General features: G+C 68.1%; 17 protein-coding genes and 1 pseudogene. 6 read left to right on the forward strand and 12 right to left on the reverse strand.

The window, feature by feature from the left end:
- Nucleotides 1–1908: 1908 nt before the first annotated feature.
- The 3 genes and pseudogenes from AB0J21_RS32705 to AB0J21_RS32715 form a co-directional block, all read left to right on the forward strand.
- A complete protein-coding gene (locus AB0J21_RS32705; protein ID WP_363149797.1) occupies nt 1909–2172 on the forward strand; it encodes a helix-turn-helix transcriptional regulator in 264 nt (87 codons plus the stop codon).
- A gap of 229 nt (nt 2173–2401) precedes the next feature.
- Nucleotides 2402–4045 carry a UvrD-helicase domain-containing protein gene (locus tag AB0J21_RS32710; protein WP_363149798.1) on the forward strand — a complete coding sequence of 548 codons (1644 nt, stop codon included), beginning with the start codon at nt 2402–2404 and terminating at the stop codon, nt 4043–4045.
- 398 nt (nt 4046–4443) lie between these two features.
- A pseudogene (locus tag AB0J21_RS32715) lies at nt 4444–4881 on the forward strand (pyruvate formate lyase family protein); the annotation flags it as partial.
- A 15-nt stretch (nt 4882–4896) separates the two neighbouring features.
- Here the strand turns inward: AB0J21_RS32715 and AB0J21_RS32720 are convergent.
- On the reverse strand, nt 4897–7107 hold the full coding sequence (locus AB0J21_RS32720; RefSeq protein WP_363149799.1) for a hypothetical protein: 2211 nt from the start codon (nt 7105–7107) through the stop codon (nt 4897–4899).
- A 238-nt stretch (nt 7108–7345) separates the two neighbouring features.
- Nucleotides 7346–9142, reverse strand: coding sequence for an AAA family ATPase (locus AB0J21_RS32725; RefSeq protein WP_363149800.1), 1797 nt, complete (start codon nt 9140–9142; stop codon nt 7346–7348).
- Between the two features lie 552 nt (nt 9143–9694).
- Between AB0J21_RS32725 and AB0J21_RS32730 the strand changes: the two genes are divergently transcribed.
- A complete protein-coding gene (locus AB0J21_RS32730; protein ID WP_363149801.1) occupies nt 9695–10540 on the forward strand; it encodes a hypothetical protein in 846 nt (281 codons plus the stop codon).
- Between the two features lie 965 nt (nt 10541–11505).
- On the opposite strand, the gene AB0J21_RS32735 is transcribed toward AB0J21_RS32730, so the two are convergent.
- Nucleotides 11506–11793 (reverse strand): hypothetical protein, encoded by a 288-nt coding sequence (locus AB0J21_RS32735; protein ID WP_363149802.1) that lies wholly within the window; start codon nt 11791–11793, stop codon nt 11506–11508.
- A gap of 48 nt (nt 11794–11841) precedes the next feature.
- On the opposite strand from AB0J21_RS32735, the gene AB0J21_RS32740 reads away from it, so the two are divergent.
- Nucleotides 11842–12858: a nucleotide kinase domain-containing protein gene (locus AB0J21_RS32740; protein ID WP_363149803.1), complete on the forward strand. Its 1017-nt coding sequence runs from the start codon at nt 11842–11844 to the stop codon at nt 12856–12858.
- 61 nt (nt 12859–12919) lie between these two features.
- Here the strand turns inward: AB0J21_RS32740 and AB0J21_RS32745 are convergent, their stop codons facing one another.
- From AB0J21_RS32745 to AB0J21_RS32760, 4 genes are read right to left on the reverse strand one after another with little or no spacing between them, the layout of a single operon-like run.
- Nucleotides 12920–13762, reverse strand: coding sequence for a hypothetical protein (locus tag AB0J21_RS32745; protein ID WP_363149804.1), 843 nt, complete (start codon nt 13760–13762; stop codon nt 12920–12922).
- A 53-nt stretch (nt 13763–13815) separates the two neighbouring features.
- The gene (locus AB0J21_RS32750) at nt 13816–14739 is read right to left on the reverse strand and encodes an ImmA/IrrE family metallo-endopeptidase (RefSeq protein ID WP_363149805.1); all 924 of its coding nucleotides are present in this window, start codon (nt 14737–14739) and stop codon (nt 13816–13818) included.
- Nucleotides 14736–15161: a helix-turn-helix domain-containing protein gene (locus tag AB0J21_RS32755; RefSeq protein WP_363149806.1), complete on the reverse strand. Its 426-nt coding sequence runs from the start codon at nt 15159–15161 to the stop codon at nt 14736–14738. The genes AB0J21_RS32750 and AB0J21_RS32755 overlap by 4 nt, the downstream gene beginning before the upstream one ends.
- Complete coding sequence (locus AB0J21_RS32760; RefSeq protein WP_363149807.1) at nt 15158–15436, reverse strand: acyl carrier protein; 279 nt, start codon at nt 15434–15436, stop codon at nt 15158–15160. Before AB0J21_RS32760 ends, AB0J21_RS32755 begins: the two co-directional genes overlap by 4 nt.
- A 120-nt stretch (nt 15437–15556) precedes the next feature.
- Here AB0J21_RS32760 and AB0J21_RS32765 point away from each other — a divergent pair, with 120 nt between their 5' ends.
- Complete coding sequence (locus tag AB0J21_RS32765) at nt 15557–16435, forward strand: nucleoside triphosphate pyrophosphohydrolase family protein (RefSeq protein ID WP_363149808.1); 879 nt, start codon at nt 15557–15559, stop codon at nt 16433–16435.
- Between the two features lie 385 nt (nt 16436–16820).
- Here AB0J21_RS32765 and AB0J21_RS32770 read toward each other — a convergent pair whose 3' ends face one another.
- The 5 genes from AB0J21_RS32770 to AB0J21_RS32790 form a co-directional block, all read right to left on the reverse strand.
- A complete protein-coding gene (locus AB0J21_RS32770; protein WP_363149809.1) occupies nt 16821–17990 on the reverse strand; it encodes a hypothetical protein in 1170 nt (389 codons plus the stop codon).
- Nucleotides 17987–18760, reverse strand: a complete 774-nt coding sequence (locus AB0J21_RS32775) for an ATP-binding protein (RefSeq protein ID WP_363149810.1) — start codon at nt 18758–18760, stop codon at nt 17987–17989. Before AB0J21_RS32775 ends, AB0J21_RS32770 begins: the two co-directional genes overlap by 4 nt.
- Nucleotides 18757–20352, reverse strand: coding sequence for a Mu transposase C-terminal domain-containing protein (locus AB0J21_RS32780; protein WP_363149811.1), 1596 nt, complete (start codon nt 20350–20352; stop codon nt 18757–18759). The genes AB0J21_RS32775 and AB0J21_RS32780 overlap by 4 nt, the downstream gene beginning before the upstream one ends.
- 435 nt (nt 20353–20787) lie before the next feature.
- Nucleotides 20788–24003, reverse strand: a complete 3216-nt coding sequence (locus AB0J21_RS32785; RefSeq protein ID WP_363149812.1) for an SMC family ATPase — start codon at nt 24001–24003, stop codon at nt 20788–20790.
- Nucleotides 24000–25241 carry an exonuclease SbcCD subunit D gene (locus tag AB0J21_RS32790; protein WP_363149813.1) on the reverse strand — a complete coding sequence of 414 codons (1242 nt, stop codon included), beginning with the start codon at nt 25239–25241 and terminating at the stop codon, nt 24000–24002. Before AB0J21_RS32790 ends, AB0J21_RS32785 begins: the two co-directional genes overlap by 4 nt.
- Nucleotides 25242–25333: the final 92 nt, after the last annotated feature.

Here is a 25333-nt window from a genome sequence, read left to right on the forward strand (position 1 = left end):
GGACCCCAAGCCGTTCACATGGACCAAGAGCGCCGATGAAATCCTGAACTCGTTATCGAAATATATTGCCAGGATTTCAGGCGCAGGACACTAGTTTCAACCGGTGCCGTCCTTGCAGTTCTCACTCCCACCCGGCCTGCTCATCGCAGATCAACATCCGTGTGGGGTCCCGTACATGCTGCTCCTCGCGTCACTCTAGTCGTCAGATTTCCCAGCGCGCATCGATAGCCGTGCGCAGCGCGCCGCCTGGATGCGCACGGGGCGAAAAGGCCACGTATACCGCCCCGCCGTGCTACGGACACGCGGTCATGTCCGGCGTGGGCGAACATCGCGGTGCGATGCCGCCCTTTGCGGCTCAAGTCGCTGCGGCCGCCGTCCCCGTCGGCCATCGGCGGCGGGGTGGCCACATGGGAAGCCGGCGCTCGGTGCGCCGCGTCCGTCGGGCGGGAGCGGTCCGGGCGCACTGAGGTGGCCAGCTGTCCGACGTTTCTCCTGCCCATCGACCGCTGGGATGGAGAGGATGAGCAGTCGCCGACGCCGAAGCGGCCGGGCCACAGGCTTGGCGATCCACTGCTCACCCTGCCGTTGCAGGCCTCCCGCCATTGAAAGCCTCCCGCCATTGAAGGCGACGTCGGCATACCCAAGGCGGCGGGCAGCGCGAATTGAAGCGGACGGACGCCGCAGAGGCGCCGGCGGGCCGGGCAAATGCTCTCCCGATACACCCCTTTCGGGGCGTCGTGTCTTGCAGCAGGATGCGCAGGACGAGTGCTGTCGGGGTCGTGATTCGGATAGGCACCGTGTGGGACTTTTCTGGCCCTGGTGAACGCGACCCAAGTGGTGTTGTGCCTTCGGCCACGGTGTGCGCCATCTGCTACCGGTTCGAGTGCGACTGTTCCTGCTGCCGGGAAGGTGACCCTGCCCCTGCGCAGCCTGCAGTGCGGCACGGGTCTGTCGCCGGCCGGTGATGAGGAGTGCGGGGATGGTGGCCAGGGTGACGCCCGCGGCTGCGACCGCACCGATTCCTTGTAGGGCCATGGGCTGACTGTCGCGCAAGCGGCCACCGTACAGGGCGCCATCAGCGCCGCTAACGCATGGCGGGTCGCAGCCTGGCAAGGCTTTGGGCCGGTGTGGTGCCGTCCCTGGGCTGGTGTCGAGCGTGTCCCCCCCGGGGAAAACAGCGGACCGTTCCAGGAGACTCGCCTGGTCCGACCGTGCCCCCTCCACACCATGTGGCCGGGACTCTCGCAGCGCGGGCGCGTGCCGGGGCACGGCGAGCAGCCACGAGCTCATAGGGCTTCGACCCATTCGTGGTGCCCGCCAAGGGCCTCTGGCGCGGATGCGGCAGCGGGGAGTTCCGGCACAAGACGGGTGGCCGGGGGTGGCGGGGGTTCGGGGACGGTGGCGGCGTGGGGGATGGCGCCGGCGCAGGCGGTGCAGGTGTCGGCGAGGTGCCAGGTGCGGCCTTCCGATGCGCGGATGAGCAGGAGTTGGAGTGGCCCGGAGCAGGGTTGTTGGCGGCGGTGCCATGCGCAGGCGGTTTCGCGGCACCGGCAGGTCCGCAGGTGTGCGGGCAGTAGCGACTCGGTGAGGTGGCGGGCGAGGTGACGGCGGACCTGACGTGCCGGCAGGGCTCCGGGCATGGGGATGGGGGAGGGGCAGGCGCTGCAGGTGAGGAGGGGCCGCCCGGTCGTGCTGCTGATCGTGATGGTCCACGCGCGCGGGGGAGCGGGCATCAATTCCCTCCTGCCAGGGTCGGGTTCGGATTGATTGCGGCGCCGTTCGCGCGCCGGGTTCATGGCGCGGTCACCGTAGTGCAGACCTGTGCCCTGTCGGGGTTCACCCGGATCCGCGCAAATAGGGCAGAGGTCTGCGCTGTGGGGGCAGGGGTCTGCACCGTCGGATGGACAGGTGACGATCTTCCCGCCGCCGGAGCCCGACCCCACGGCACTGCGGCAGTCCCTGGCACGGCTGCGCGCCCGGCACGGCTGGAGCTACGACGAACTCGCCGCCCGCACCGGCCTCTCGAGGCGCACCCTCATCGAGATCGAACAGGGCCGCACCATCGGCACCCTCGCCACCTGGCACGCCCTCGCCCACGCCCTCGGCATGCCTTTGGGTGAGCTCCTGGATCCGTTGTGCACCGGCCACGAACCCCCGAGCCCCGAACACTGAACCCTGCCTGCGGCTCTCACCTGATCGGGATATCCCTCCCGTACGCATGCCCGGATGCCGTGTTGGTGTTCCTTTCCTGTCACCCCATCGACGGGCCCTGACGGCGCGTACTCCCGTGATCCGCGTGGCGGCTGGCACTTTTCACTCCGGCACCTGCCCTCCAAGGCAGGACCGCGGGGCACACCTGTGCCCCGGTACGTGCTGCCGCGACTTTCGGAGAGACCCCTTCATGCCTTTCGTCCCCACCGAGGAACAGGCCGCCGCCATCGAGGCGTTCACCCGCGGCGAGCACCTCGTCATCCAGGCTGGCGCCGGCACCGGCAAGACCTCCACCCTCGCCCTCCTCGCCGAAGCCACACCCGCCCGCCGCAGCCGCTACCTCGCCTTCAACCGCGCCATCGCCCTGGACGCCGCCTCGCGCTTCCCTGCCACCGTCCAGTGCAAGACCGCCCACTCCCTGGCCTACGCCGCCCTCGGCCACCGCTACCGCGAGCGCCTCAACAGCCCCCGCAGACCCGGCTGGAAAGTCGGCGCGGACCTCGGCCTGAACACACCCGCCCGCATTAACGACCGCGACCTGCTGCCCGCCACCCTCGCCAACACCGTGCTGCGCACCGTCACCCGCTACTGCCAGTCCGCGGAAGCCGAACTCGCCCCCCACCACGTCCCCGCACTGCGCGGCATCGACGACAGCGACGCCCAGGGCGAACTCGCCGACCTGCTCCTGCCCTACGCCGCAAAGGCATGGGACGACCTGCAGAGTCCCGCGGGCGGCGCGGTGCGCTTCGAGCACGACCACTACCTGAAGATGTGGGCCCTGAGCGAACCGGTCCTGCCAGGCGACTTCCTTCTCCTCGACGAGGCCCAGGACACCAACCCCGTCCTCGAACAGATCGTCCTCGCCCAGAGCGGGCACACCCAGATCGTCATGGTCGGCGACTCCGCCCAGGCCATCTACGGCTGGCGCGGCGCCCGCGACGTCATGACCGGCGGAGCCGGCCACCACCTGACCCTCACCCGCTCCTTCCGCTTCGGCCCCGCACTCGCCGCCGAGGCCAACCGCTGGCTCGCCCTCGCCGACGCCCCCATCCAACTGACCGGAAGCACCGACCTTCCCACCACCGTCGGCCCCCACCTTCGCCACCCGGACGCCATCCTGTGCCGCACCAACATCGGCGCCGTCACGGAAATCCTCACCCTCCATAACGCAGGCATCCCCACCGCCCTGGCCGGCGGAGGAGACGCCCTGCGCGCCCTGGCAGGAGCCGCCCGCGACCTCATCCAGGGGCGCCGCACCCACCACCCCGAACTGGTCCTCTTCACCACCTGGAACGAACTGCGCGACTACGCCGAACTCGACCCCGCCGGCGCCGACCTCCAACCCTTCGCCAACCTCATCGCTGATCACGGACCCGACGCCCTCCTGGACGCCGTCGAGCGCCTCGTCCCCGAACCCCACGCCCAGGTCACGGTCTCCACCGCCCACAAAGCCAAAGGCCGCGAATGGCCCCGCGTACGGATCGCCTCCGACTTCACCCCGCCCCCCGACACAAGCGAACGCGACGCCACCGGCCGCCCCGTCCCCGCCCCTGTCAACCCCGACGAAGCACGCCTGGCCTACGTCGCCGTCACCCGTGCCCGCCACCACCTCGACCCCGCAGGCCTAATCTGGATCACCGAGCACCCCGACAACCCCGGCCTGTTCTCGGGAGGTTCTGGCTCTCGCCGCTCAACAGATGGCGACAGGGAACGCCCACACCGGCCCGCCGGCGAGGCCGCCATCCGCCAGGAAGCACCGGGACCGCACGCTCCCGATCGGGGTGCTGAGGAACGGCACGATAACAAGAGAGATACCGACCACGTCCTGATGTGACAGCCATAGCGGCTCCCGTCACAGGGCACAGGACAGGCCTGAGGGCAGCCCATATCTCCGGTCCGCGCCGGCACCTGGCGAAGGCCCGTTCCCCATGACGAAGACCCCAGTCCGTAGCAGGCGTTTGGCGCCGAGGCATCGGCACCATCGGCGGCCGGGGGCATGTTGTTACCGCGCGCCGTTCGCCTGCTGCCGCGGCAGGCGGATTCCGAAGAGGTCCCCAATTCGGCTGGGAGCCGTCGCCGACCGAAAGCACGTACAACACGCCATCCCAGGGCCGAACGTCCCGGTTGGCCGGGACCGCAGAGGCTGCTGCGGTGTCCTGTGCGGCACTCCCCGCTCTCCGTGGGCGGGACGAGTATCGCCAGTGTTATCAGGGTTCTTGGGGGCTGATCGAGATAGCCGCCGCCTACGGCTGTGACGTCTCCCGGTCGGCCGCCACCGACCACGAGGCCGTGCAGTGGCTCTACCTCGGCTACCCGGCCGCCGTGAAGGATAGAACGGCGCCGCCATGTCGCTGGGCCGCACTTCCACCTTCCTCGACGTCTACCTCCAGCGCGCTCTCGAAGAGGGGATCCTCGACGAGACCCGCGCACAGGAGCTGATCGACGACTTCCTGATCAAACTGCCGATCGTGCGCTTCCTGCCCCCCCCCGGAGTACGACGCGCTGTTCTCCGGCGATCCGACGTGGGTGATGGAGTTCATTGGCGGCATCGGCCTTGAGGGCCGCCCGCTGTTCACCCGCACCTCCTTCCGTTTCCTGCGGACCCTGTACAACCTGGGACCGGCTCCCGAGCCGAACCTGACCGTGCTGTGGTCGCCGCAGCTGCCGGCCACGGGCCGTCAGCTGTTACTGGCGGTCCTGACCCGTATTCCACAGGTCCCGGTAGAGGCGAAGGTCGACGTCCGAGAGCTCCGGGTCACCGCTGATGACCTGCACGGTGGTATCCCACTCGCGGTAGCCGTCCGTCCGGGGTGTGAGGAGCACTCCCACCGATCTGAGAGGGTCAAGGTCCGCACCCTCCCCCCGTTCGTGGTGGCGCACCTGCAGCCAAGCGGAGAACGCGGCGCGAGTGTGATCGGTCAGGGCGGAGCAGGCAGCGAACCCCAGCTGGTCCTGGCCGGGACCAGCGATGAACGTGCGCATCCGCCATGCGGTGGTGCCTGCATCGACGGTGGTGACTGCGGAGAGGGCATCGAGCAGGAAACGGCCCAGGTTCGTGCGATGCCCGACGGGAAGACTGTCCAGAGAGGCAAGCACGGTCTGCCAGGGCTCCCATTCGTCAGGCCCGGTCAGACTGTTGGCAACGTCCTCAAGCATGATGCGCACCATGGTGTGCGCTTCGTCGTCATCACTGCCCGCCGGTGCGGCAGGCAGGAGCGGCACACTGTACGGCCGCCCTCCGCGCCGTTCCCAGGCTGGATCTACAGGTCCCGGAACTGCTGCGGCGTCCGCAGCCGCTAGCTCGTAATAGCGCTCCGGCTCGTCGCCCAGAACAGCCGCCGAGCCGCCGACCCGGTGCAGGTACGCGACCACGGCGTGGGTGGAACGTAGCTGGTCGAACAAGAACTCCCAGTCGCGGCGCAGCAGAGCAATCACCGGCGTCACCCCCGACTCGCGGGTGACCGGCACCTCTGCAGGGGGATCGGGGTGCTCGATGATCGTCACTCCGACCCAGGCGACAGCCGGGCTGTCAATGCGGACGGTACGCCCCCGCCCGTTCGTCATCTGCACACTCTGCATCTTCAGCCGCCGTATGGTGCCGTGGATCTGCTTGCTCGCCGCCGCGAGCTGCTTGAGAACCCAGGACGACTCTTTCTCGCGTGTGCCGGGCTCACCTTCGCGAGCCTTGATCTGCACCACCACGCCACGTTTCCCGACGACCAGCAGCCCATCGCTGATCTCCCTGACTCCGCGGCCCTTGCGTTCCACACTGGGAAGCATCACGAAGTCCGGCAAACCCCACGTCGCGGCGGCAGCCTGCACAGCCACTTCCGCCGCCAAGCCTCGGCGCTCATGGCCGCGCAGAGGCGTCGCGTTCGGAATGACCCGCTCGTACACCCCACTCGCGGTGCTCACCATCAGCGTGAGCGTGTCGGCTCCCTCCACCCGCCCCAGACCGATGTCCGAGGATGCCAGCGCGGTGAGTTCTCCGGACGACCAGCACCGGGACGAACGTGCCGCTTCCATCCAGGTGTCTCGTTTGCCAGACCCCGGGCCAGACAGCACCCTTCTGCTGCCGGGGGCCTTGCTGGACAGCCAGGCGAACGAGACGGCGAACCTGGTCACCGCGTCTACGACCTGTGTCAGTCGGCGATCGAAGGTGTCCTCGACGTCGGTGGGAGTGAAACCCTCAACGAAACACAAGTCGACATAGGTACCTGCTTGCGCTTCCACGGCGCAGCCCTGCTGGAACGCACTCAGTTGGTAGCGAGCCAGGACCCGCTCCTCGTCCAGGCCACCCGGCGGTTCTGCCTCCACACGTTGCAGTACAGCGGGTGTAGCCGCGTGAACCTGCGGCTCGACGGGGGTGGCCCACGCGCCCATCATCGCGCCGGAAGTAAGGGCTGCTTCCCACTCCACCAGGTAGCCCAGCGACGTCCTCAGCCGGTCGATGACTTCGTTGCTGTCGTCGCGCTGGAAGGGCTGACAGTCCTGCACCATCGCCACATGAGAACGCAGCGTCCCGTCCATGCAGGACTCTGCCAACAGTGCCTGGAACCCTTCTGGCGAATCGGCGACCGGAAAGAAGCGGCTGCGTTCTGGTCGCCGTACCCTCTGCAGAACGCTGAACGCTTCGACCGACTCCTCCACTAACGCATCCAGGCACGCCCACAGCTCCTGCACGCATGCACGAAACAGCTCGGTCACCTCTTGCTGGCGTCCGGCGGGCCACGCCAGCCACGCACTGATCACCCCCGAACCGTCCGGATGCGTGACGACGCTCTCCTCGACAAGCCCGTCATCGAGCAGCGTGGCCCAAAGCGTCGCCGTCGCCGCCTTCGCCTGCTGCGCCTTCTCCAAATGCCCATGAGCCCGCGGATAGTTCTCTCTGATCACAGCCGCTGACCCTAGCGAGGGCCACTGACACCGCCCACCGGGTCACGAGCCCCACCCGCCACGCGCAAGGGGGCCGGTCCGGCTCTGACGCACATCCTCTGAGTGCCGACCGCGCACCGGTCCCGGTCAGTTGGAGCGTCTCATTTGAGCGCGGATCCTCGCTTGGCCTTGAACGCCACTCCAGAGGATCCGCGCCCGAAAGCGTTGGCCTCCACCACCAACCGCTGCACAGACCCGTTCAGGGGACCAACGGGTTGTCCCTGGTCAATTCGATGGTGTGCATGTGCCGGCGCAGCTGGGCGGGCAGTGAGGGGAGGTCGTTGTCGACGATGATGACCTGATGGGCGCGGGAGTTGGAGATGTGCTCGAGGAAGTGCGTATAGAGCCGGCCGATGAGCTCCTGGTCCTGGTCCCCGTACCCGACGTTCTTCCGCGGCGAGTCGATGATCAGCAGCGAGGGAAGGTCGGTGGCGCCGGTCAGCAGCGCGTAACTCAGGAACGTCATGCGGTAGGCGACATTGATGGCGGTGCGTACCCCGTGGCCGACCTTGGTCAGCTTTCCCGTCCTCACCTTGGGCAGCAGCGAGTTGGCATCGATCCGCGCCCCGGGCTGGTTCGGCAGGTTCAGTCCGTCGATGATCCCCCGGAACTGCTCCTCGACCTCGCCGAGCGTCACCTGCCGTCCCGCCAGCAGCTTCTTGCGTGCCTTGATGTCCTCCCGCACTCCGCGCAGTTCCTCCGCCGCCGTACGCAGCGCCTGCTGGAGGTCCACCAGCCGCCGGTGCGGATCCAGCTGACGCTCCAGCATGCTGCTTCGGGTGCGGGCGCCGGCGTGCACCGCCGAGAGCTGTTCGATCTGCCCGGACAGCGGGCTGACTTCCAGGCGGGTGCGTTCCTCCAGCTCCGCGCGGGCCTGGCTCAGTGCGTCCTGGGCCTCGCCCACGGCCTTGACGGCCGCAACCGAGCGCTGCTCGGTTGCGATCAGCGCTACCTCGGCGGCCCGCAGCGCCTCGGTGCGTGCCGCCGGATCGAGCTCGCACTGGCACAGCCAGCAGCACCCCTCCGCCGTCGTCGTGCGGTCCGCCAGGGAGCCGGAGCACGCAGGGCAGCGCACACCCGGCCGGGCCGAGGGAGGCTGCTGGGCACGGGCCAGATCTTTCTGGGCCGCCTTGAGTTCCCCGGCGCCGGCCCCCTCCGCTTCGCGGGCCCGGGACAAGGTGCCCTCGAGGTCCGCCACACGCCGACGCAGCGGATCAAGGTGCGAGGTAGCGGCCCGCGCCCGGCCCTTGACCTCTTCCAGCGCGGTGAGCGCCTCCTTCTCCTCCCGGCGCGAGCGGGTGAGTTCTTCCTCCAGTTCTGCCGCGCTGCCGGTGAGGAACTCCGCGATCGTCTCAGTGCGCTGTTTGAGCTCGCCCGCAGTCTGTGTCAGGGCATCCCGGCGGGCTTCCAGTACGCGCATCTCGGCGTCGATGAGGCCAAGGACCAACTCGACAACGGTCTTGTAGGACTGCGCGGTGTTGGCCTTTCCCCGCACACTTTCGGTCCCGTCGATGGTGTCCTGCGAGAGGTGGCACAGCGCGTACAGCTGCGCGAATGTCAGCCGGGCACCGTCGCCCAGCAGGGCGACCGCGGTGGGCGGGGCGAACAGGTCCGACAGCCCCAGCAGCTCCAGGAGTACCTCCCCAACCACCCGCCGTGCACTGCCCTCCTCGGGCTCGACGGTGAGCAGTTCATCGACCTGTCCGTCGAAGGGGTTGAGCAGTTCCACCGTCTTGAGATCTGTGATCACGGAGCGGCGCAGCGCGATGTCCATGCCCTCGATCCGCAAGTAGACCGTCACCGATGTCAGGCGCTCGGAGGGGACCTGGCGCCATTCCACCAGCAGCCCCAGGACGTAACCGAGGCACTCGACAAGAGTCGTCTTGCCGGTGTCGATCGGGCCGTGGATACACACCACCGGATGGTCGAAGTCCAGCTCACGCACCCCGCCCGTGGAATCGAGGCGTACCCGCTTGATGTACAGATCCCGCGCCATCTGCGCTCCTCTCGTGCCTGCATGCCAGCAGGACAACGGAGAGACCGGCGCAGGGGAACCGAGTCCGGAGAGGAGCTCACCGCATCGGGTGGGAGAGCACCGCACACGCTGGCGGAGCTGCCACGGACGCTCGTCAGCCTGGCCTGACTCCGGCACGCCGCGTCCACGACCAGGCCGATCCGCCCGCCCGCCCTCGCAGGTGCAGCGGCCGTCTTTGCCAGCTCCCCACACGAGAACGAACCACCGTTCACCACCGGCCAGACGGACAGCGCCTGTGCCGCACCACCGTCTTCTGCGGGCCGTCACGCACGGAGAACCCGCCGACCCCACAGTCCCGACTGCGAGCGGTTAGGACCATGCAGCGGGTGCGCATCCGTCGGAGCGGCTGGCGGCGGCCATCGCCATCCGGAGCTCGCCCAGCGGCGCGGCACCCCACAGGGCCAGCACCCACATCCCATCGGTCATGGACGGATCGCCTGAATCTGTCAGTGCCTGGGACTAATGTCGTGGCTCTCTGTGGTTGACCGGCCACGTCAAGAGCGGGGGGCTCAGATGAAGCGTGAGCGGGCGACCGCAATCCTGCACGAGATGCTCGACCGCCTGGAACAGAACACCTGGCCCCTGAACCTGGTCACCGAGATACACCTCTTCGGCTCCTACATCCGCGGAGCCCTGGAGGTCGGCGACATCGACGTGGTTGTGGACCACACCACCGACGAGCGCTGGACCCAGCAATCCCTCAACGCCCTGTTCAGCAGCCGCGACGGCTACACCTCTATGCGCCAAGCCCTGCGGGGCGGGCGCCGCGGTGTCAGCTTTCAGTTCCAGCAACGCCGGCCTCTGGAGAACGAGGGCATCGAAATGCTCCAGTTGTGGCAGCACGGCGAGCCGGTCATTCTCGCCCGACAGCGCCTGGCCGCGATCGCGCTCGACCCAACCGCAGGCCGTGCAGCCCGAGACCATGTCCTGCCCGCCTACGAGACAATCGCTGACCTGCTCCCGCGTCCGGTACGCATCGACCTGCACCGCTGGTGTACCGAGGGCAAAGCCACCGTGGCCGTGTTCCCCCTGCCCGACGCACAGCCGCAGTCGACCATCGCAGCGGAACACATGGACGACCGATGGGCCCTAAACAGTCCACTGCGCCGCGCCGCCGGTGCCGCGCTCGCCCACTTGCAGAACGCCGGCCAGGCACTGGACCGTGTAGAGGTCCACCATCGGTACCTGGCTCACGGGGCAACCGATGAGACCATCGAGTGTTTTGTCGACCTGGGCTGGCGTTACTGGAGATCCGCGCACCGCTATCTGGGCGACGGCCAGGCATGGTTCGAAGTCCTGCCCGCGACACCCCGACAATCCCTGAACGCCTTGCACATCACACCTGCCGTCCCAGCCTGAACCAGAGATCAGGGGCGCCGCTGCGGGGCTGCGCCGCCGAACAGGTCAGAGAATGAGAACGTCCAGGTGTTGGTACTGCCGCCCGGAGATTCTCCACCCCGCGTCTCCTGCGCGAGCCGGGCGATCAGCGGATCCCAGCATGACGCGCATCCGCACTGGCCGCCTTCGCGGTGTTCCGTGCCGGTGCGGCCCACCGCCGAGCGGATCCGGCGGGCCAGTGCCTCGAACGCCGCTTCCCACCGATCGGCCGACGCCCTGTGGCCCGCAGTCTCTGCGCGGGCTGAGTTCGCTTCTTGTTCTGCTCGCCGTCTGGCCTGGATCATCGGCCAGTCAGGTCCGCCGCCGTACCCGTGCGACATGTGCGCTCCTCTCGTGTCGCCCCGCCCTCTTCTAAACACCCCGCTCTGCCTGTAGGACACGCATCCTGGACGTAGCCATCAGCCGCTCCAGGCATGACAACCATCGCCAGCAGCAGACATGGCGGCGAGCTCTGTTGCATAAAGGCCACCACTGGTGCCTAACGGAACTCACTCCCACCGACCGATGTCGGAACAATCCGGTGGCAGCGCCTGACGGCGTTCAGTGTCGCGCCTGCGGCGCAGACACGGGCGTAGTCGCAGGACGCTCTCCGTACCTGCGACCGGCCAGTACCGGGCAGTTCGCGAGGCCGACAGCGTTTCCAACCTGACAGGCACCCCTACAGCAGACTCCGGCTGATCAGGGCAGTCGCGCTGCTCCTGGTTGTCGGGATTGCGCCCAGGGCGCGTCCGGCGCTGAAGTCCACGATCCGTAAACGATGCCCATGGCCTCGCGAGCGACCACAACACCGCACCGGTTCCATCCCGCGTCCGCCCTCACCGAGATCGCACGACGAGTTCAACGCGCTTCCCAGCTACTCTCCAGCCGAAGACCTTGTCGGACTGTCACTCTGGGGGATTCGGGGTGTCTCCGCGGGCGGGTGTTCGTTAGGCCGTCGAGCGGTGCGGGCCGGGTGCGCGTACCTCGGGGAGATCGTCCCGGTTGTTGTCCTCGTCGAGTGCGTTGGCCGGCAGACGGCGGTAGCGGTGAATCAATTCGGTCAGCTTTTCGGGATCGGTTTCGATCGTGGTCACCATGGCGGCCAACAATTCGGCCCTGAAAGTGTGTTCACCGGCCGCCGCAGCTGCGCGGACCAGGATGTTCAGCCTGTCATCGACGCCCGCAGGCCACGTCACCGACGTCATGCGGCGCTGCTGATGGCACAGCAATTCCACGGCTCCCCCTCGGTGACAGGCAACATATAACGAATATATATTGCGGGCATGGTGACGCTGCTGCAAGACCGTCAGGCCTCCGGGCAGAGCGACGTGGCGTCTGCGGTGGTGCGTGTCGCGGGCCGGGTACTGCAGCCGACAGCGGTGTTCGACACCTACTGGCGTTTCGCCTCGGCCCGGCAGGCGGTGTACGAGGCGCGTCTGGCGGGGCGGTCCCAACCGTGGACCGATGACCCGATCCTGACCCAGTACCGCTTCACGAACTGCTACCGCGCGGCCGACCGTGTCAGCCAGACGCTGATCGGCGACGTGATCTATCAGGGCCCCAAGGACTGGGACGAGGTCTTCTTCCGCACCTTGCTGTTCAAGCTTTTCAACAAGGAGTCCACCTGGCAGCTGCTGACCCGGGAGCTCGGTGAGGTGTGCTGGGGGAGTTACGACTACCGGGCCTATGACCGGGTGCTGTCAGCGGCATTCGCGAAGGGCGAGCGACTGTATTCGGCGGCCTACATCGTGCCGCCGCCACAGCTGGGGGAGGGGCGCAAGCACCGTAACCACCTGCGGTTGTTGGAGATGATGATGACCACGGGTGCACCCGGACGGGTCGCGGGTGCCGCCACGATGCGCGAGGCCTACGAGGTGCTGCTCGGCTACCCGGCGCTCGGCCCGTTCCTGGCCTACCAGTACACCGTCGACCTTGCCTACGCTCCGCAACTGGCTTTCTCCGAAATGGACTTCGTCGTGCCCGGTCCCGGGGCGCGGGACGGGATCCGCAAGTGCTTCGGCCGCGGGGCCGACGGCATCGAAGCCGAGATCATCCACTATATGGCCGAGACGCAGCAGGACCACTTCACCCGCCTCGGCCTGTCCTTCGGCGGGCTGAAGGGAAGGCCGCTGCAACTGATCGACTGCCAGAACCTGTTCTGCGAGGTCGACAAGTACGCCCGGGTCGCGCACCCCGAGATCGAGGGGATCAGCGGACGCAGCCGTATCAAGCAGGCCTACCGGCACGATGCTGCCCCGCTGCGGGCCTGGTTTCCGCCGAAGTGGGACCTGAACGTCTGAGCGCGGCCGGCCCCTCCTTGCCCCGGCGCGCGTTCGCGCCGGGGCAAGGAGGGGCCGGCTTTCACGCGCCGAGGCGGAACAGCGGGGTGCTGGCCATGTCGGCCCGGATCAGGTTCAGTTCCGTCTTGGTGCAGTCCAGGCGGGCGCTCCCGGCCATGACGGTCAAGGTGCCGGGCGTCAGGTGTGCCTGCCGGGCGACCCAGGCGCACAGGTGGCCGAGGGCCAGGTAGTTGCCGTAGGCCCGATCGAACATGTAGTGGCTGCGGTAGTAGGCGGCCAGATGCACGCTGTTGGTGGTGGAGTCGAGCTGGAAGGAGCAGTGGCTCAGGCAGGGGAAGTCCCGTGGCTGGGTGTCCAGTGCGGCCGCTCTGATCACCGCCTCGGCGTCGGCGGCGGTCTCCAGTGGGTCGTCGCCGGCTGGTTCCTCGGTATCAAGGACGTGGGCGGTTCCCGCTTCGTACACGGCGCCCCACCGGGCGGTCGTGCGCAGTGCGTCCATGCGTTTGATGACGCGGGCGAGCTGGTCGACCGGGTCGGATTTCGCCTCGGCGCCGGGGTAGGCGATGAGCCGGCCGAAGTAGGTGCCGTGGGCATTGCGCCTGACCTTGCGCAGCCGCGGGTACAGCGCCCGGTAGCGCTCGGCGAGTTGTTCATGGGTGTCGCACGTCGCGGCGAGTTGGACGGGAAAGAGCGTATTGACGACGGCATCGATCGGGTACAGCGGCTGGGTTCGTATCGCGCGCCGCCGGTCGAGTTCCGCGCGCAGGTGCGGATCTTCCCGCAGCGGTTCTGCGATGCGCACCACGGTGTGAAAGGCCCGCGATCCGGGCAGCTCGGCGAGTCGCGAACAGGCCTGGAGCCACGCGCTGGAGACGTCGGCGGCCTCGACGGTGAAGGTCTGCAACAGCTCACTCCTTGATCGGCGGGCGGGAGATATGGAGGTGTCGCGCGGGCGTTTCAGCGGCGGTAGTGGTCCGAGCCCCGCCGGTCGGGGGCACGCTGTACCCGCACGGTGAAGGGAGCCGGGGAGCCTGGCACGGCGGCGGACAGCGTGCCCGGGTCCTCCAGCTCTTCGTCGACCCATACGGCCCGGACGGGCGAGGAATCATCGTCTGGGCCCGGCATCAGGAGCTGCCCCGCGACGTCGGGCGGCGTGCTGGTCAGGCCGGTGGGCACGTGATCGAAGTGGCTGCTGGGGATGTTCAACAGCAGGCAGTCGCCGGGCTGGGCGTGCACGGTGGCCCGGTGGGCGGCGAGGGTGAGCACGTGCACGTGAGCCCGGGGGGCTAGGGGGAGGTCGCCGACGAGTGCGGCTTTGAGCGTGCCGGGGGAGGACCTGAGCCACAGTGACTCGGTCGCCCGGCTGATCATCTTCAGTCGCACCAGGTGGCGGACGGTGGTGGCGTAGGGGGCGCCCAGCCAGCGGGCCATCCGGTAGACCTCCTGGGGTGTCCTGGGCCTGTCCAGGCCGCAGCGGGCCAGCGCGGCGCGAGCGGCGGGTCGGGGAATCAGAAACCACGAGGCGAACGCCTCGGCGTCCTTTTCCTCCTGGGCCCACCCCTCACCCCACCGTCCCACCGCCTGTTCCTGGTGGTCGTAACTCGTGCCGTGTCCCAGACGGTGATGGCCCAGCTCGTGCGCAGCGGTGTGCCGCATGTTCACCTCATCAAGCCCGGTGTTGAGCAGGCAGGCCGGCCCCCCGTCCGCCGCGTCCACATACAGGCCCAGAAGGCCGCCGAGCGGCTTGCCGATCACCTCCAGTTCCTCGGCGTACAGCGCCTTAAAGACGTCGATGTATCCGTCGTCCCAGGGGACCGCGAGCTGCTCGTGCGCTTGAGCGGCCGCGATCATCGCTGTCCCGTGGGCGTCGCTCCAGCTCACTCAGCCGGTCCCGGCCGTCGCGTCGGGGAGGCTTCCTGCTCCTCCGCGTCGCGCTTGGCATGGAGATACTGGATGAACTTCGCGACCTCGATGCGGTCGCCCTCGCTCAGGGGCTTGTGGGTACGCGGCAGGCCGGCCAGCGCATGCTCCCCGGCATCGGCCGCCTCGTCCTCGTCGAGGAAATACGACACCGACAGCCGGTACAGGCGGGCGAGCTTCTTGAGCTCCATCACTTCCACCCTGCGCACTCCGCGTTCGATATCGCTGATCGCCGAGCGCACGATGCCGGTCTGCTCAGCGACCTGCTGCTGGGACAGCCCCAGATACTCCCTCGTGCCCTTCAGCCGCCGACCCAGATGGGCACGCTGCTCTGCATCGACGACAGGGTCGGCCTTGGCGTCGGACTGTGCTGGGCTGTTCATTTCTCGTGCTCCCTCGACTGCATCGTGTCGTACACGGTCTCGGCGAACGCCCATACCGAGCGCAGTGAGCGCCCCGCCTCGGCATCGGCCGGAACGGACACGCCGAACCGCTCCTCGACGCGGGCCAAAATCTCCATGACCAGAACCGAATCGACGGGCAACTCCTGCCCCCGGGCGGCCAGTTCCTCGTGCACCTCTTCGGCCGGCCGGTTCTGGTGGACGGCCAGCAAGTCGATGACGATGTCGACGATTTCCTGGACGCTCTGCGACGGCATGCGCTGTTTCCGGCCCCTTCGCTCAACTCCCGGACAACCGGCCCGGCGTGACCTACCGTAAAGCACTGTCGGAAATTCCGACAGACCTGTGTGAAGATCCTTCATTGGATGGGAGTGTGCGTGCATCTCGCCCGCTATCAGCAAGCAGCCCTCAAAACCCTTCAGCCGCCCGCCGAGGGCACCGACCCCGTTCTCGTCCCCCTGCTGGGACTCGTAGGCGAAGCAGGATCCGTAGCCACCGCCTACAAGAAGCGGCTGCGCGACGGCGCCCACGCCACCCCGTCCAAACAGCAACTGCGCGAGGAACTCGGCGATGTCCTGTGGTACATCGCCGCTGTGGCCCAACGCCTCGACCTCGACCTCGAAGACATAGCCGCCGCCAGTCTGGAGAAAACCAAGGACCGCTGGCGTACCACCCCCGATACCGAACGCCCCCGCTTCGACACCCACTTCCCGCCTGATGAACAACTGCCGCGTCGCACCACAGTCACCTTCACTCCCACACCCCAGCCCGACGGCCGCAACGTCATCGTCGTCACCCGCGAAGACGGCGACCCGGCCGGAGATCCCCTCACCAGCGCCAGCCACATCGAAGACGACTACCGCTTCCACGACGCCTTCCACCTCGCCCACGCCGCCGTCCTGGGCTGGTCACCCGTCACCCGATTCCTGCTCGGCCGCAAACGCCGCAGCCTGCCCGCCACCGACGAAGCCGAAGACGGCGGCCGTGCCATCGCCATCGAAGAAGGCATCAGCGCCCTCGTCTTCACCTACGCCAGCCGCCACCACTACCTCGAAAACATCCGCCACATCGACCACGAACTCCTCATCACCATTGACCACATGACCGCCCACCTCGAGGTGAGCGTGCTGCGGGCCGCCGACTGGGAGAAAGCCATCACGACCGGCTACGCCGCCTGGCAACAGCTGCGCAAACACGGCGGCGGCCACCTCGACCTCGACCTCGACGCACAGACCCTGACCTATCGCGAACCGTGAGCGGATGCCCTGCCCCGCAACTGGGTTGCCGCCAGTGGAGGTTCAGCCGTTGAGGCAGTCCCCAGGCGGCACAGCAGCAGGATGCGGGACGAGGTGGCCCGCTCCTCGGACATGAGAGCGCCGGACGCGATGAGCTCGGCAAGCGTGTGCGACAGCTCCCCGTCGACGGCGTGCGCATGGGTCGGGAACCGCCTAATCCGTCAGACGCGCGGTTGAAAGCGCGTCCCCATTCGTCCGGCCCGGCCGCACGGCAGTAGCACGATCGCGTGACGGGAGAAGCCCTCGATGCGCCACGCCAGTTCGACGCTCCTCGTACGCGCACGCAGGCGGCGCCAGACAGACAGACGCTGCCCTGGACGCGGACGCGGACGCGCACCAGGGCACCTCACGGGGCTGGGATACCGACGGACAGGGGCAGACCAGGTCGAGAGAGCGCTTGAGCGTGTGCGCGCACGTGTCGTGCTTCGGTGAGCATCAGGGAGTCGAACATGCTGTCCCCGGGCGGGTGGGCTGCCAGGCGGTGGTGGGCGCGTGCACCGGCCAGCAGAGGGCGTGCCCAGAGGGGGACGGCGTAGAGAGGGCAGTTTCGATGGCTGGCCTCGTGGAGTTTGACGACGGAGACGTCGGCGGTGATGTCGAGGTCGCGGGTGAAGCGCAGGCTTCCCAGGCGGGCTTGGGTGAAGGCCAGCACACTCAGCGCTCCGGCGATGAGCGGGTGTGCGAGGGCGGCCAGAGCGGCGGCGTCCTCGGATGTGATCACGACGGGGGGAGAGGCTTGGATCAGTTGACCTGTCGCCGTTGCGCTGGTACAGGGGTGAGGCCGCCGCCCCGGACCCAATGACGCCAGCCGAGCGGCCTGCGGTCGGGCGGGTGGGAGCCTCGCAAGTCTCGCTGCCGGTCTCGTCATGGCCGCGGGGGAGGGAGGGAAGGACGGGCGTGCGGGGATCGGCCCCGGCTCGGTGAGGAGGGCCTCGAATTGGTTCCGGCCGCGGATACGGCGCTCCACCTGGGCCAGCACGGGCGGCAGCCCGTGCTGACCCATCTGCCACAGCAGGGTTAGCTGAGTTCCGGTCAACGCGCGCCAGGCGAGCAGCTGGTCGATCCTCCGACTGGTCAGCAGATGAGTGCGGGGGACCATGACGTGCCGCACTCCGGTCGCGATACCCCAGGCAGCAGCGGCGAGCCACGCTGCGCTCGCCGAGTCCAGCCACGCGTCGGGGGTGTTGGGCCCGGGGGCCAACCGCTTGCCCAGCGCGTACAGCATGTCGTGGGCCAGCGCGGCCGGACTGCCGGCTGCAGGTGTCGGTTGCACCGTGATGCGGCCTTCCTCGGGGCGGTGGGCGTGCAGCGCCGCCCGTGTGTAGAACAGGTCGTCCCGCTCGTCCAGCACAAGTGCCACATCGTTGCAGGCGAGTGTCCTCAACCTCGCTTGCGTTCCGGCCGGCTGCCGCCAGACCTGGGCCGGGCGGCGCGGTGCCGGGCCGGTCGTGTGGCGCTCGTCGGTGTCGGCATGGTTGCGCTCGCCGCCCCGCGGTGTATTGCGGCCGTCGCTCACATGGCGCCCAGTTTGCTGTAGACCCAGTTGACGAGGTTCTGGTTGACCTCGGTCAGTTCCTTCTTCGTCATGCCGTTGAGCATGTGTTTGGTGATGTTGGTCCAGTTGCGGAAGTTGCCGTGCGCCGCATCCCGGTCGATGGTGCGGATCAGCTGCGGGTCAACGCTGGCCCACAGGGAGTGAAACGCTGGCAGCGTGGCGACGACCTCGTCTTCAGGCATGCGCCGGAACTTCTGCCAGATGAAGATCCGTGACGCCAGCATCGGTTCGCGCTTGAGGATCTTGTAGCAGTTGTCCCCTCCGGCGAAGATCACCGCCATGTTGGTTTTGCGGTCGTCCCACAGGTGGCGCCAGTACTCGAACGAACTGCGGCCCATCCACTGGGCCTCGTCGCAGACCAGCACGCGGAACGTCTGCGACAGGGTCTCTTTCAGGAGGGTGTCGAATTCGATCGGCCGGGTCGGCGGCTCGCCGGGCAGCCCCAGGGCATGGAACAGGCCGTGGCGGATGTCGCGGGGCGTCGGCCCGGAGCGCAGCTCCAGGCGGTAGGTGATGTCGGGAGCGACCTTGCGCAGCGCGGAGTTCACCGACATCGTCTTGCCGAAACCGGCCGCCCCGTAAGCCACCATCATGGCTTTGGCCTCGATCGTCGCCTCAATGTTGTCCAGGGTGGCCATGAGCGCATCAGTGGCGACCAGGTGCGCATTGAGATGGTGGAAGTGGTCGTCGTCCGCCGGGGGAAGCCTGCCGTAGTCCATGTCGCCGCTCACGCGCTCTCCTCGGGAGTGTTCTCTGTAATCTCCTCGGTGCCTGCCGGGACCGGGCGTGCCCAGCCGTCCGGGACGGCCTGATGCGGGATGTAATCGGGATTGGCCCGCCGCAGGTCCGGGGCGGCCGATACGGAGAGCTCTGCTTCGGCTTCCGCCTCGGTCAGTGCGCCCAGGCGCTGGGGCGGGATGGGTGCCGTGACGGCCTTGAAGCGCTCACGGCGCAGCCGTTCGGCGGCCTTCATGTCCGCGCGAAGCCGCCGCGCCTTGGCGGTACGGGCTTTGCGTACGTCGCGGATCTGGTCCTCGCTGGCCGCCTCGGCCAGGCCCGCGCTGCCCAGATGCGCCCCGCGGAGGTCGAAGACCTCGATGGTCGCGTCATGGTGGGGAAGGTGACGCATCGTGACCCGTTCGCCGCTCCGGCCCACCATCCAGGGGGCGATGTAGTGGCGGTTGCGCCACTGCACTCCCTGCGTGGTGATGGTGCGCGTGCGTCCGTCGTCCTCGAGCCCGAAACGGGCCAGCTGTTCGGCGGGAACGTCGTACAGCGGTGTGGGGTCGCACTGCCATGCCTCCATCGGGGTGCGGCCGCGCAGCTTCCTGGGCTGGTGCTCGGTGTTCCACCAGTGCACCCACTTCAGCAGCAGCTCCACGAACGCCTCGAAGGTGAGCGCGGGCTCGTCCAGTTCCGCGGTGCGCCCGTTGAGCAGCGTCTGCCGGTGGACGTAGCGCGGCATGGAGACGAACAGCATGTCCTCGACCGCACCGTTGAGGGCCTCGATGGTGCCCTTCAGATGAGGGTTGTAGGGCGGGAGATCGATGACAGGCACGGCGAAGGCACCCAGGGCCAAGGTCACCGCGGGACACAGAAATTCTTTGCCGCGGTCCACGCGGACCAGGCCGGGCAGCCCGCCGGCCGGGCCGAAGGGTTCGGCCCGGTCCAAGGCCATCCGCAGAGCCGCCAGGACCGCATCTCTGCTGGGAGCGTGGGGCGTGACGGCCACGCCCACGATGACCTTGGTGGCACAGTCGATGAACCAGGTCACCCAGGGCTGCACAAGTTGGTCCTCGAGCAGCACGTGCACGGGCACGCACTTGTGATCGCCTTCCCAAGCGGCGTTTCGGTGCGTGGCCGGGCGCTTGCCGAACACATCGAAGGCCCGCCGGGCGGCCTCTCCATGGGCGAGCCCGGCCCGGTCCCCAGGCGTCAGATCTCGTCGCAACGCCCGGTGAATCGTCGAGAGCGAAGGTGCTGCAGGCAGCCGGGGATCAGCCAGGGCCCGCTCCTGCAGCTCGCGGTGCACGGCGGAGGCGTTGCCTCCCCACAGCAGAAGCAGCCGCCGGAACTCTGGGGTGACGGTGAACCGTGTTCGGCATGCCATGTCGGCGTGACCGGCAATACGCGCCTTGGTGACCCACCGCCACACCGTGCGCTCCGAGCGGCCTACGGCCGTGGCGACCAGACGCACGTGTGCGCTGGTCAGCTCGCCGTGCTGGTCCAGGGTCAGCAACCGCGGCACCGCAGCCTGCCGTACTGAACGAGCGGTGAGAACCGGTTGGCCCGCGCACGGTGTGCCGGCAGGGGAGTCACTCATGCGGTCTGCTCCTTAACGTGGATACGAAGGTTGGAAAGGCCAGAAGTCCTGTATGCCCATTGGTTTTGGCAGTGTCCGAGAGGGAGGGGCACCGGCGATCCCCGGTCGTCGTCCAAGGCCCTGACGCAGCGTCATGCCATGGGTGGTGGCTCGGCGGAGCCGCACGCCCGTGCTCCTGAGCCTTTGCGTTTTGGTCCGCTCCGCACGCGAGCATCAGAGATCTCACCCCGGAGCGGAGCGCCCACCGATGTGCCGAAAGCCGGTGGAGCACTCGCGCGCCGGTCCATGGAGTCCGCGGCCCGACCGGGCGTCGTGCTGCGCCGCCGTCGGGTGAGGCCGCGGCCGACGGCTCGGCAGCCCTAGCCTCAGGTGTCAGGCACGTCCCTGACACCTGCGGGGGTCTTTGGGCAACGCTGTTGGCAGACCTCCGGTGGCTCAGAGGTGTTCCAGCAACTGCCGGATGCCTTCGCGGACGAGCGAGTCGCGTTGTTGCGGCGTGAGCCAGGCGGCGGTAGAGCCCTGGTCGGTCTTCTCGACGAACAGCACGTCGTTGACCGCCTCGGCCACCGGGTACAGGTGGCTGATGACCACGACTGTTTTGTCACTGGTCACGCTGCTGCCCAGGACGGCAAGGGTGGCGTCGAGGCGATCGGAGTCAAGCGAGCCGAACCCTTCGTCCAGAAACAGGCTCTCCACCTTGCTGTTGTTGCTGCGGCTATGGAGTTCCACGAGCGCCAGGGCCAGCGCGAGAGAGGTCTGGAAGGTCTCCCCGCCGGAGAGAGTCTTCGGGTCACGTGTGAGGTTCGTGGCGAGGTCCGTGATCTGGAAGTTCTCAGCGAAGGCGTAGTTGCCCGCGGAGATTTGCTTGAGGATCCTGCTGCCGTGACTGAGCAGCGAACGGGTGCGCCGGTCGGTGAGATAGGTCAGGAACCTCGCGTCGGTGAGCTGATCGCTCACGCTCCTCCATTTCGCGGCCTGCTCATTTCCCGCTTCGAGGGCAGCCTGAAGCGCGTCGGCGTAGGGGATTTGCGACTGCGCGATCCGCAGATCGGTCTTGGTCTTGTCATGCGCGGCCTCCGCTTGGCTTGTCTTGCGGCTGAGCGGGTCCAGAACACCGGGGGCGAGCAGATTGCTCTTCGGCGGCACCAAAAAACCAGGACTGTCGTCGATGGCGTCGGCGTCGGCTCCAGCCTGGCGGGTGAGCTCCTTCTCGAATGCGCTGATTCCCTCATCGGCCTGCTGTGCGCTCTGCTCGAGTGCACCGGACAGCTGTGCATCCAGCGAGGTGAGGGCCAGGCCGTAGGCGTCGACGGCCTGCAGGTCGGCTCCGTCCGGGGCGGGCGGCAGCTCGGTAAAGGTCTCCCCACCGAGAAGACTGGCGGCATCGGCGGCCGCGTCTGCCCAGCGCTCCAGTTGTTTGATGAGACGGCCTGCAGGGGCTTCGACGTCGCGCCGCCCGCGTGCGTCCAGAGCCTGCTGGCTCTCGGTGTGCAGGGTGAGGGACTGCCGGATGTGGTCGCGGTCCTGGGTGGTCTGTTCGAGCCGTGCCAGGCGCTGGCTGGCCGCTTCCTGTGCGGATTCGATGTCCTGCGGCAGGGGGAGTTCCTGCTCGGAGGGCTGGGCGGGCCGGATGGAGGCCGGGAGTCCGGCGACCTCCGCGAGCAGGGTCTGCAGCTCGGTGTCGTACTGCAGCTGGGTCTTGTCCAGGCGTTTGCGTTCCCGCTGCAAGCGGCTGCGCTGGCGCTTGAGGGCGGCCCCCGATGCCTCGTTCTCGGCCTGCGTTGCCGCCAGCTCTTCCCGGGCACGAGTATGGGCCGCGAGGGCTTCGCGCTCCGCGTCACGCAGCGGCTGGACGAGTGCCTTGACCATACGGGTGATCTGCGCCCGGCCAGCTGGTTCGCCCTCAGCGAGGGCACCCGCCTGCGCGGTCGCCTGCCCGGTCAGGGCGTCTAGGACGGTGGCCGTCGCAGGAGCGCAGGCAGGCCGGGCCGCGTCTACCAGTTCCTGCACTTGGAGCAGTGCCGCAGTTGTGCCCTTGTCGGCGGCCAGGTGCGCGCGCCGGTGCTTTTCGGCCGTTCGCTCGGACCCTCTCAGCTGTGCGGCTGCTTCCGCTTTGGCCTCCACCGCCTTGCCGACGGCCCTCGTGCGCTTGGTGACCTCACGTTGGGCCTGGCCGAGCGCCTTGCTGTCCAGCGGTGAGGGAGGAGTGAAGTCGCCCGGGACAGGCCGGGTACAGACCGTGCAGGCGTCCCCTGGCATCAGATGGGAACCTGCCGCATGGGCCGCGTCACCGTGCTGCAGCGCAGCAAAAGTGTCCTGGGCTTCTTCCACGGCGCTGCGCAGCGCCTCCAGGTTGTCCTCCAGGCCGGCCCCGGCCTTGGCCTGCTCCTGAACGGTTGCAAGCGCCATGCGCTGTGACCGCAGGTGCGCGGCCGCGGCGCTGGCTTCCTGCAGCGCCGCCCGGACGGCCTCCTGGACCTGGTCGGTGAGCGTGCGCGCCTCGGCCACGGTGTGCTCGGCTTGCTCGGCAGCCTTGACGAGAGCCGCCTTGCCCTGCTCGCGCTCCGTCAGCTTCTGTCGTGCCTGCAGGTGCTGATGTTCATGCTCGTTGTGCTGCTCACGTTCCTCCTTCAGCTGCTGCGTCATGGTGGCCAGGCCACTTGCACGGTCCGGCAGGCGGGAGAGGACGGTGAACGCGCTGGAAAGGGACCGGGAGGTGTCACCAGCCTGCGCGGCCACGTCCAGTGCCGCCTGCGCCGCATCCAGTTTCAGGCTCAGGGCGCGTCCGGTCGCCTCCTGGGCGGTCGCTTCGGCATCGAGTTTCTCCTTCGTGCGCGCCAGTGAAGCCATCGTGATTCGCGCATCCGCGACAGCGCGCTCACGCAGCAGCCGTGACGCCTTGTCCACAGCGGCCTTGCGATGCTTGTGCCCGATGGCCCGGCTCTGGGCCGCGCGCAGAGCGTCCAGCCGTTCACGCCGGCGGGCCGCGATGATGCGGGAGCGCTCCATGTCCGCCGCCGCCTGGGAGGCGGCAGCAGCGGGATCGTCCAGGAGACGGGCACGTTCCCGGGTGGCAGCCGTGATCTGCGTGTTCAGATGTTCCAGCCGTGTGCCGGCCAACTTGCGTACGCGCTGGAGTTCGTTGATGCCGAAGATGTGACGCAGGATGTCGGCACGGATGGCGCTCGGGGCCCTGAGGAGGGTGTCGAACTTTCCCTGACGCAGCAGAACCGTGCTGACAAAGCCGTCCCAGTCCAGCCCGATGATCTGGGTGACTGCCTTCGTTACCGCGTCCTTGTTGTCGACCCGCAGGTCGGCGGCGCCTTCGGCCAGGGGCTCAAGCACGGCCTTCGGTCGTGTCTTGCTGTCCGCATACAGGGTGCGGCGCACACTCCACGCGCGGCCGTTCGCCGAGAACTCGAACGTCACGTGCATGCTGGGACAGCCCTTGCTGATCAGCTCGCGAACGTCCTTGCCGTTCTTCGCCCACGAGCATTCCCCGTACAGGGCGAAGATGATCGCTTCGAGGAGGGAGGACTTCCCCACACCGGTGGGTCCCAGGACGGCGAACAGGCGCTTGCCGGTGAAGTCGATCGTGCAGGTTCCGGGGTAACTGCGCACCCCGGTGAGGGTGAGTCGCAAAGGCTTCACGGTGCCGCCGTCCAGATGTCGTCCAGCGCGGTGCGCAGCAGTTCCTCGGCAGGGACCGGCGCCGGCGTCTCGTCGTCGAGTTCGTTGAGCAGATGGACGAAGGCGGTGACGGTGGCTTCCGCGGCCTCGCTGCTCAATCCCTCCTGCGCCAGGTAGGCGTGGAACGCGTCGGGGAGATTCGGCTCGTCGCCGACATCGCCGTCCAGGACGGCACCGTCGACTGCCTCCCGCGCGGGTGCCGGGTTGATGAGGATCGCGTCGGGAACGATCTCGGCGATCCTTTGGCCAAGAGGCACCCCGGGCTCCTCACCCGTGATCACCGCCTTGAGGAAGGCCCCGTCGTACTGATCGGCCGCAGCCTTCAATTCATCGAGGGTCCCGGTGAAATTGGCCAGCCGCCGGCCGCTGGTGAGGCGGCGGGGCAAGGCCCGGACCGGCCGCCCGGGCTCGGCATCGACGATCACCACACTCTTGGCTTCGCCGGCTTCACCGAAGTCCATGGGGAGCGGGCTGCCCGCATAGCGGGCGGTGAACTTGAGCCCCTCTACGCTCTGGGGGTGATGAATGTGCCCGAGAGCGGCGTACGACACCACGGGAATGTCCCCGGGATCGGTCTCGAAGGCCTCATCCACGACCCGTTCGCTCGGGGAACTCCTGGCACCTGCGATCTGCACGTGGGCCGCGAACAGCAGAATGTCCCGGCCCGGGTCGTACCCCTCGTGCAGGGCCTCCACCAGCTCCGCCTGCACCGCGCGCATCCCGGCGGCGTAGTCGGCGTACGAGGTGTCCGGCGCAGAGTGCTGCCAGAACCGGTTCGGATGCACGAAGGGGATGGCCGCCAGCCGGATCCTCTGCTCGCCACCGCAGGCGTCAAAGGTGAGGATGCCCCCGTCGTGCCCCGGGCGGAGTTCATGGATGAAGGACAGGCGACGGCCCCAGGCCAGGCCGCTTACGTAGTTGAGGAACTTGAAGTACGCGGGGGAGTCGTGGTTGCCGGCCACGACCACGGTGGGGGCGACGGCGGCGAGTTCGCCCAGGCTGTGCATGGCGCGCATCAGGTCCCGGACCGTGGGGCGGGAGGAGTGGAACAGATCGCCGCTGTGGATGATCAGGTCCGGCCGGCTCTCCTGGGCGATGGCCACGATCTCGGCTAAGACGGCGTCGAAGTCCTCTTCGCGTGGATGCCCGGACAAGGTGTGACCCAAATGCCAGTCGGAAGTGTGGAGCAGTCTGCTCATGCCTTCGTGCGCCTTTCTGGAGGCGAGGCGTAGGAGGACACCGGTGGTGCCTTACGAGCCCGGGACCTTACACGAAAATCACAGGAGAAAAA

This window comes from Streptomyces sp. NPDC049954 (assembly GCF_040656295.1).
Classification (GTDB): Bacteria; Actinomycetota; Actinomycetes; order Streptomycetales; family Streptomycetaceae; genus Streptomyces.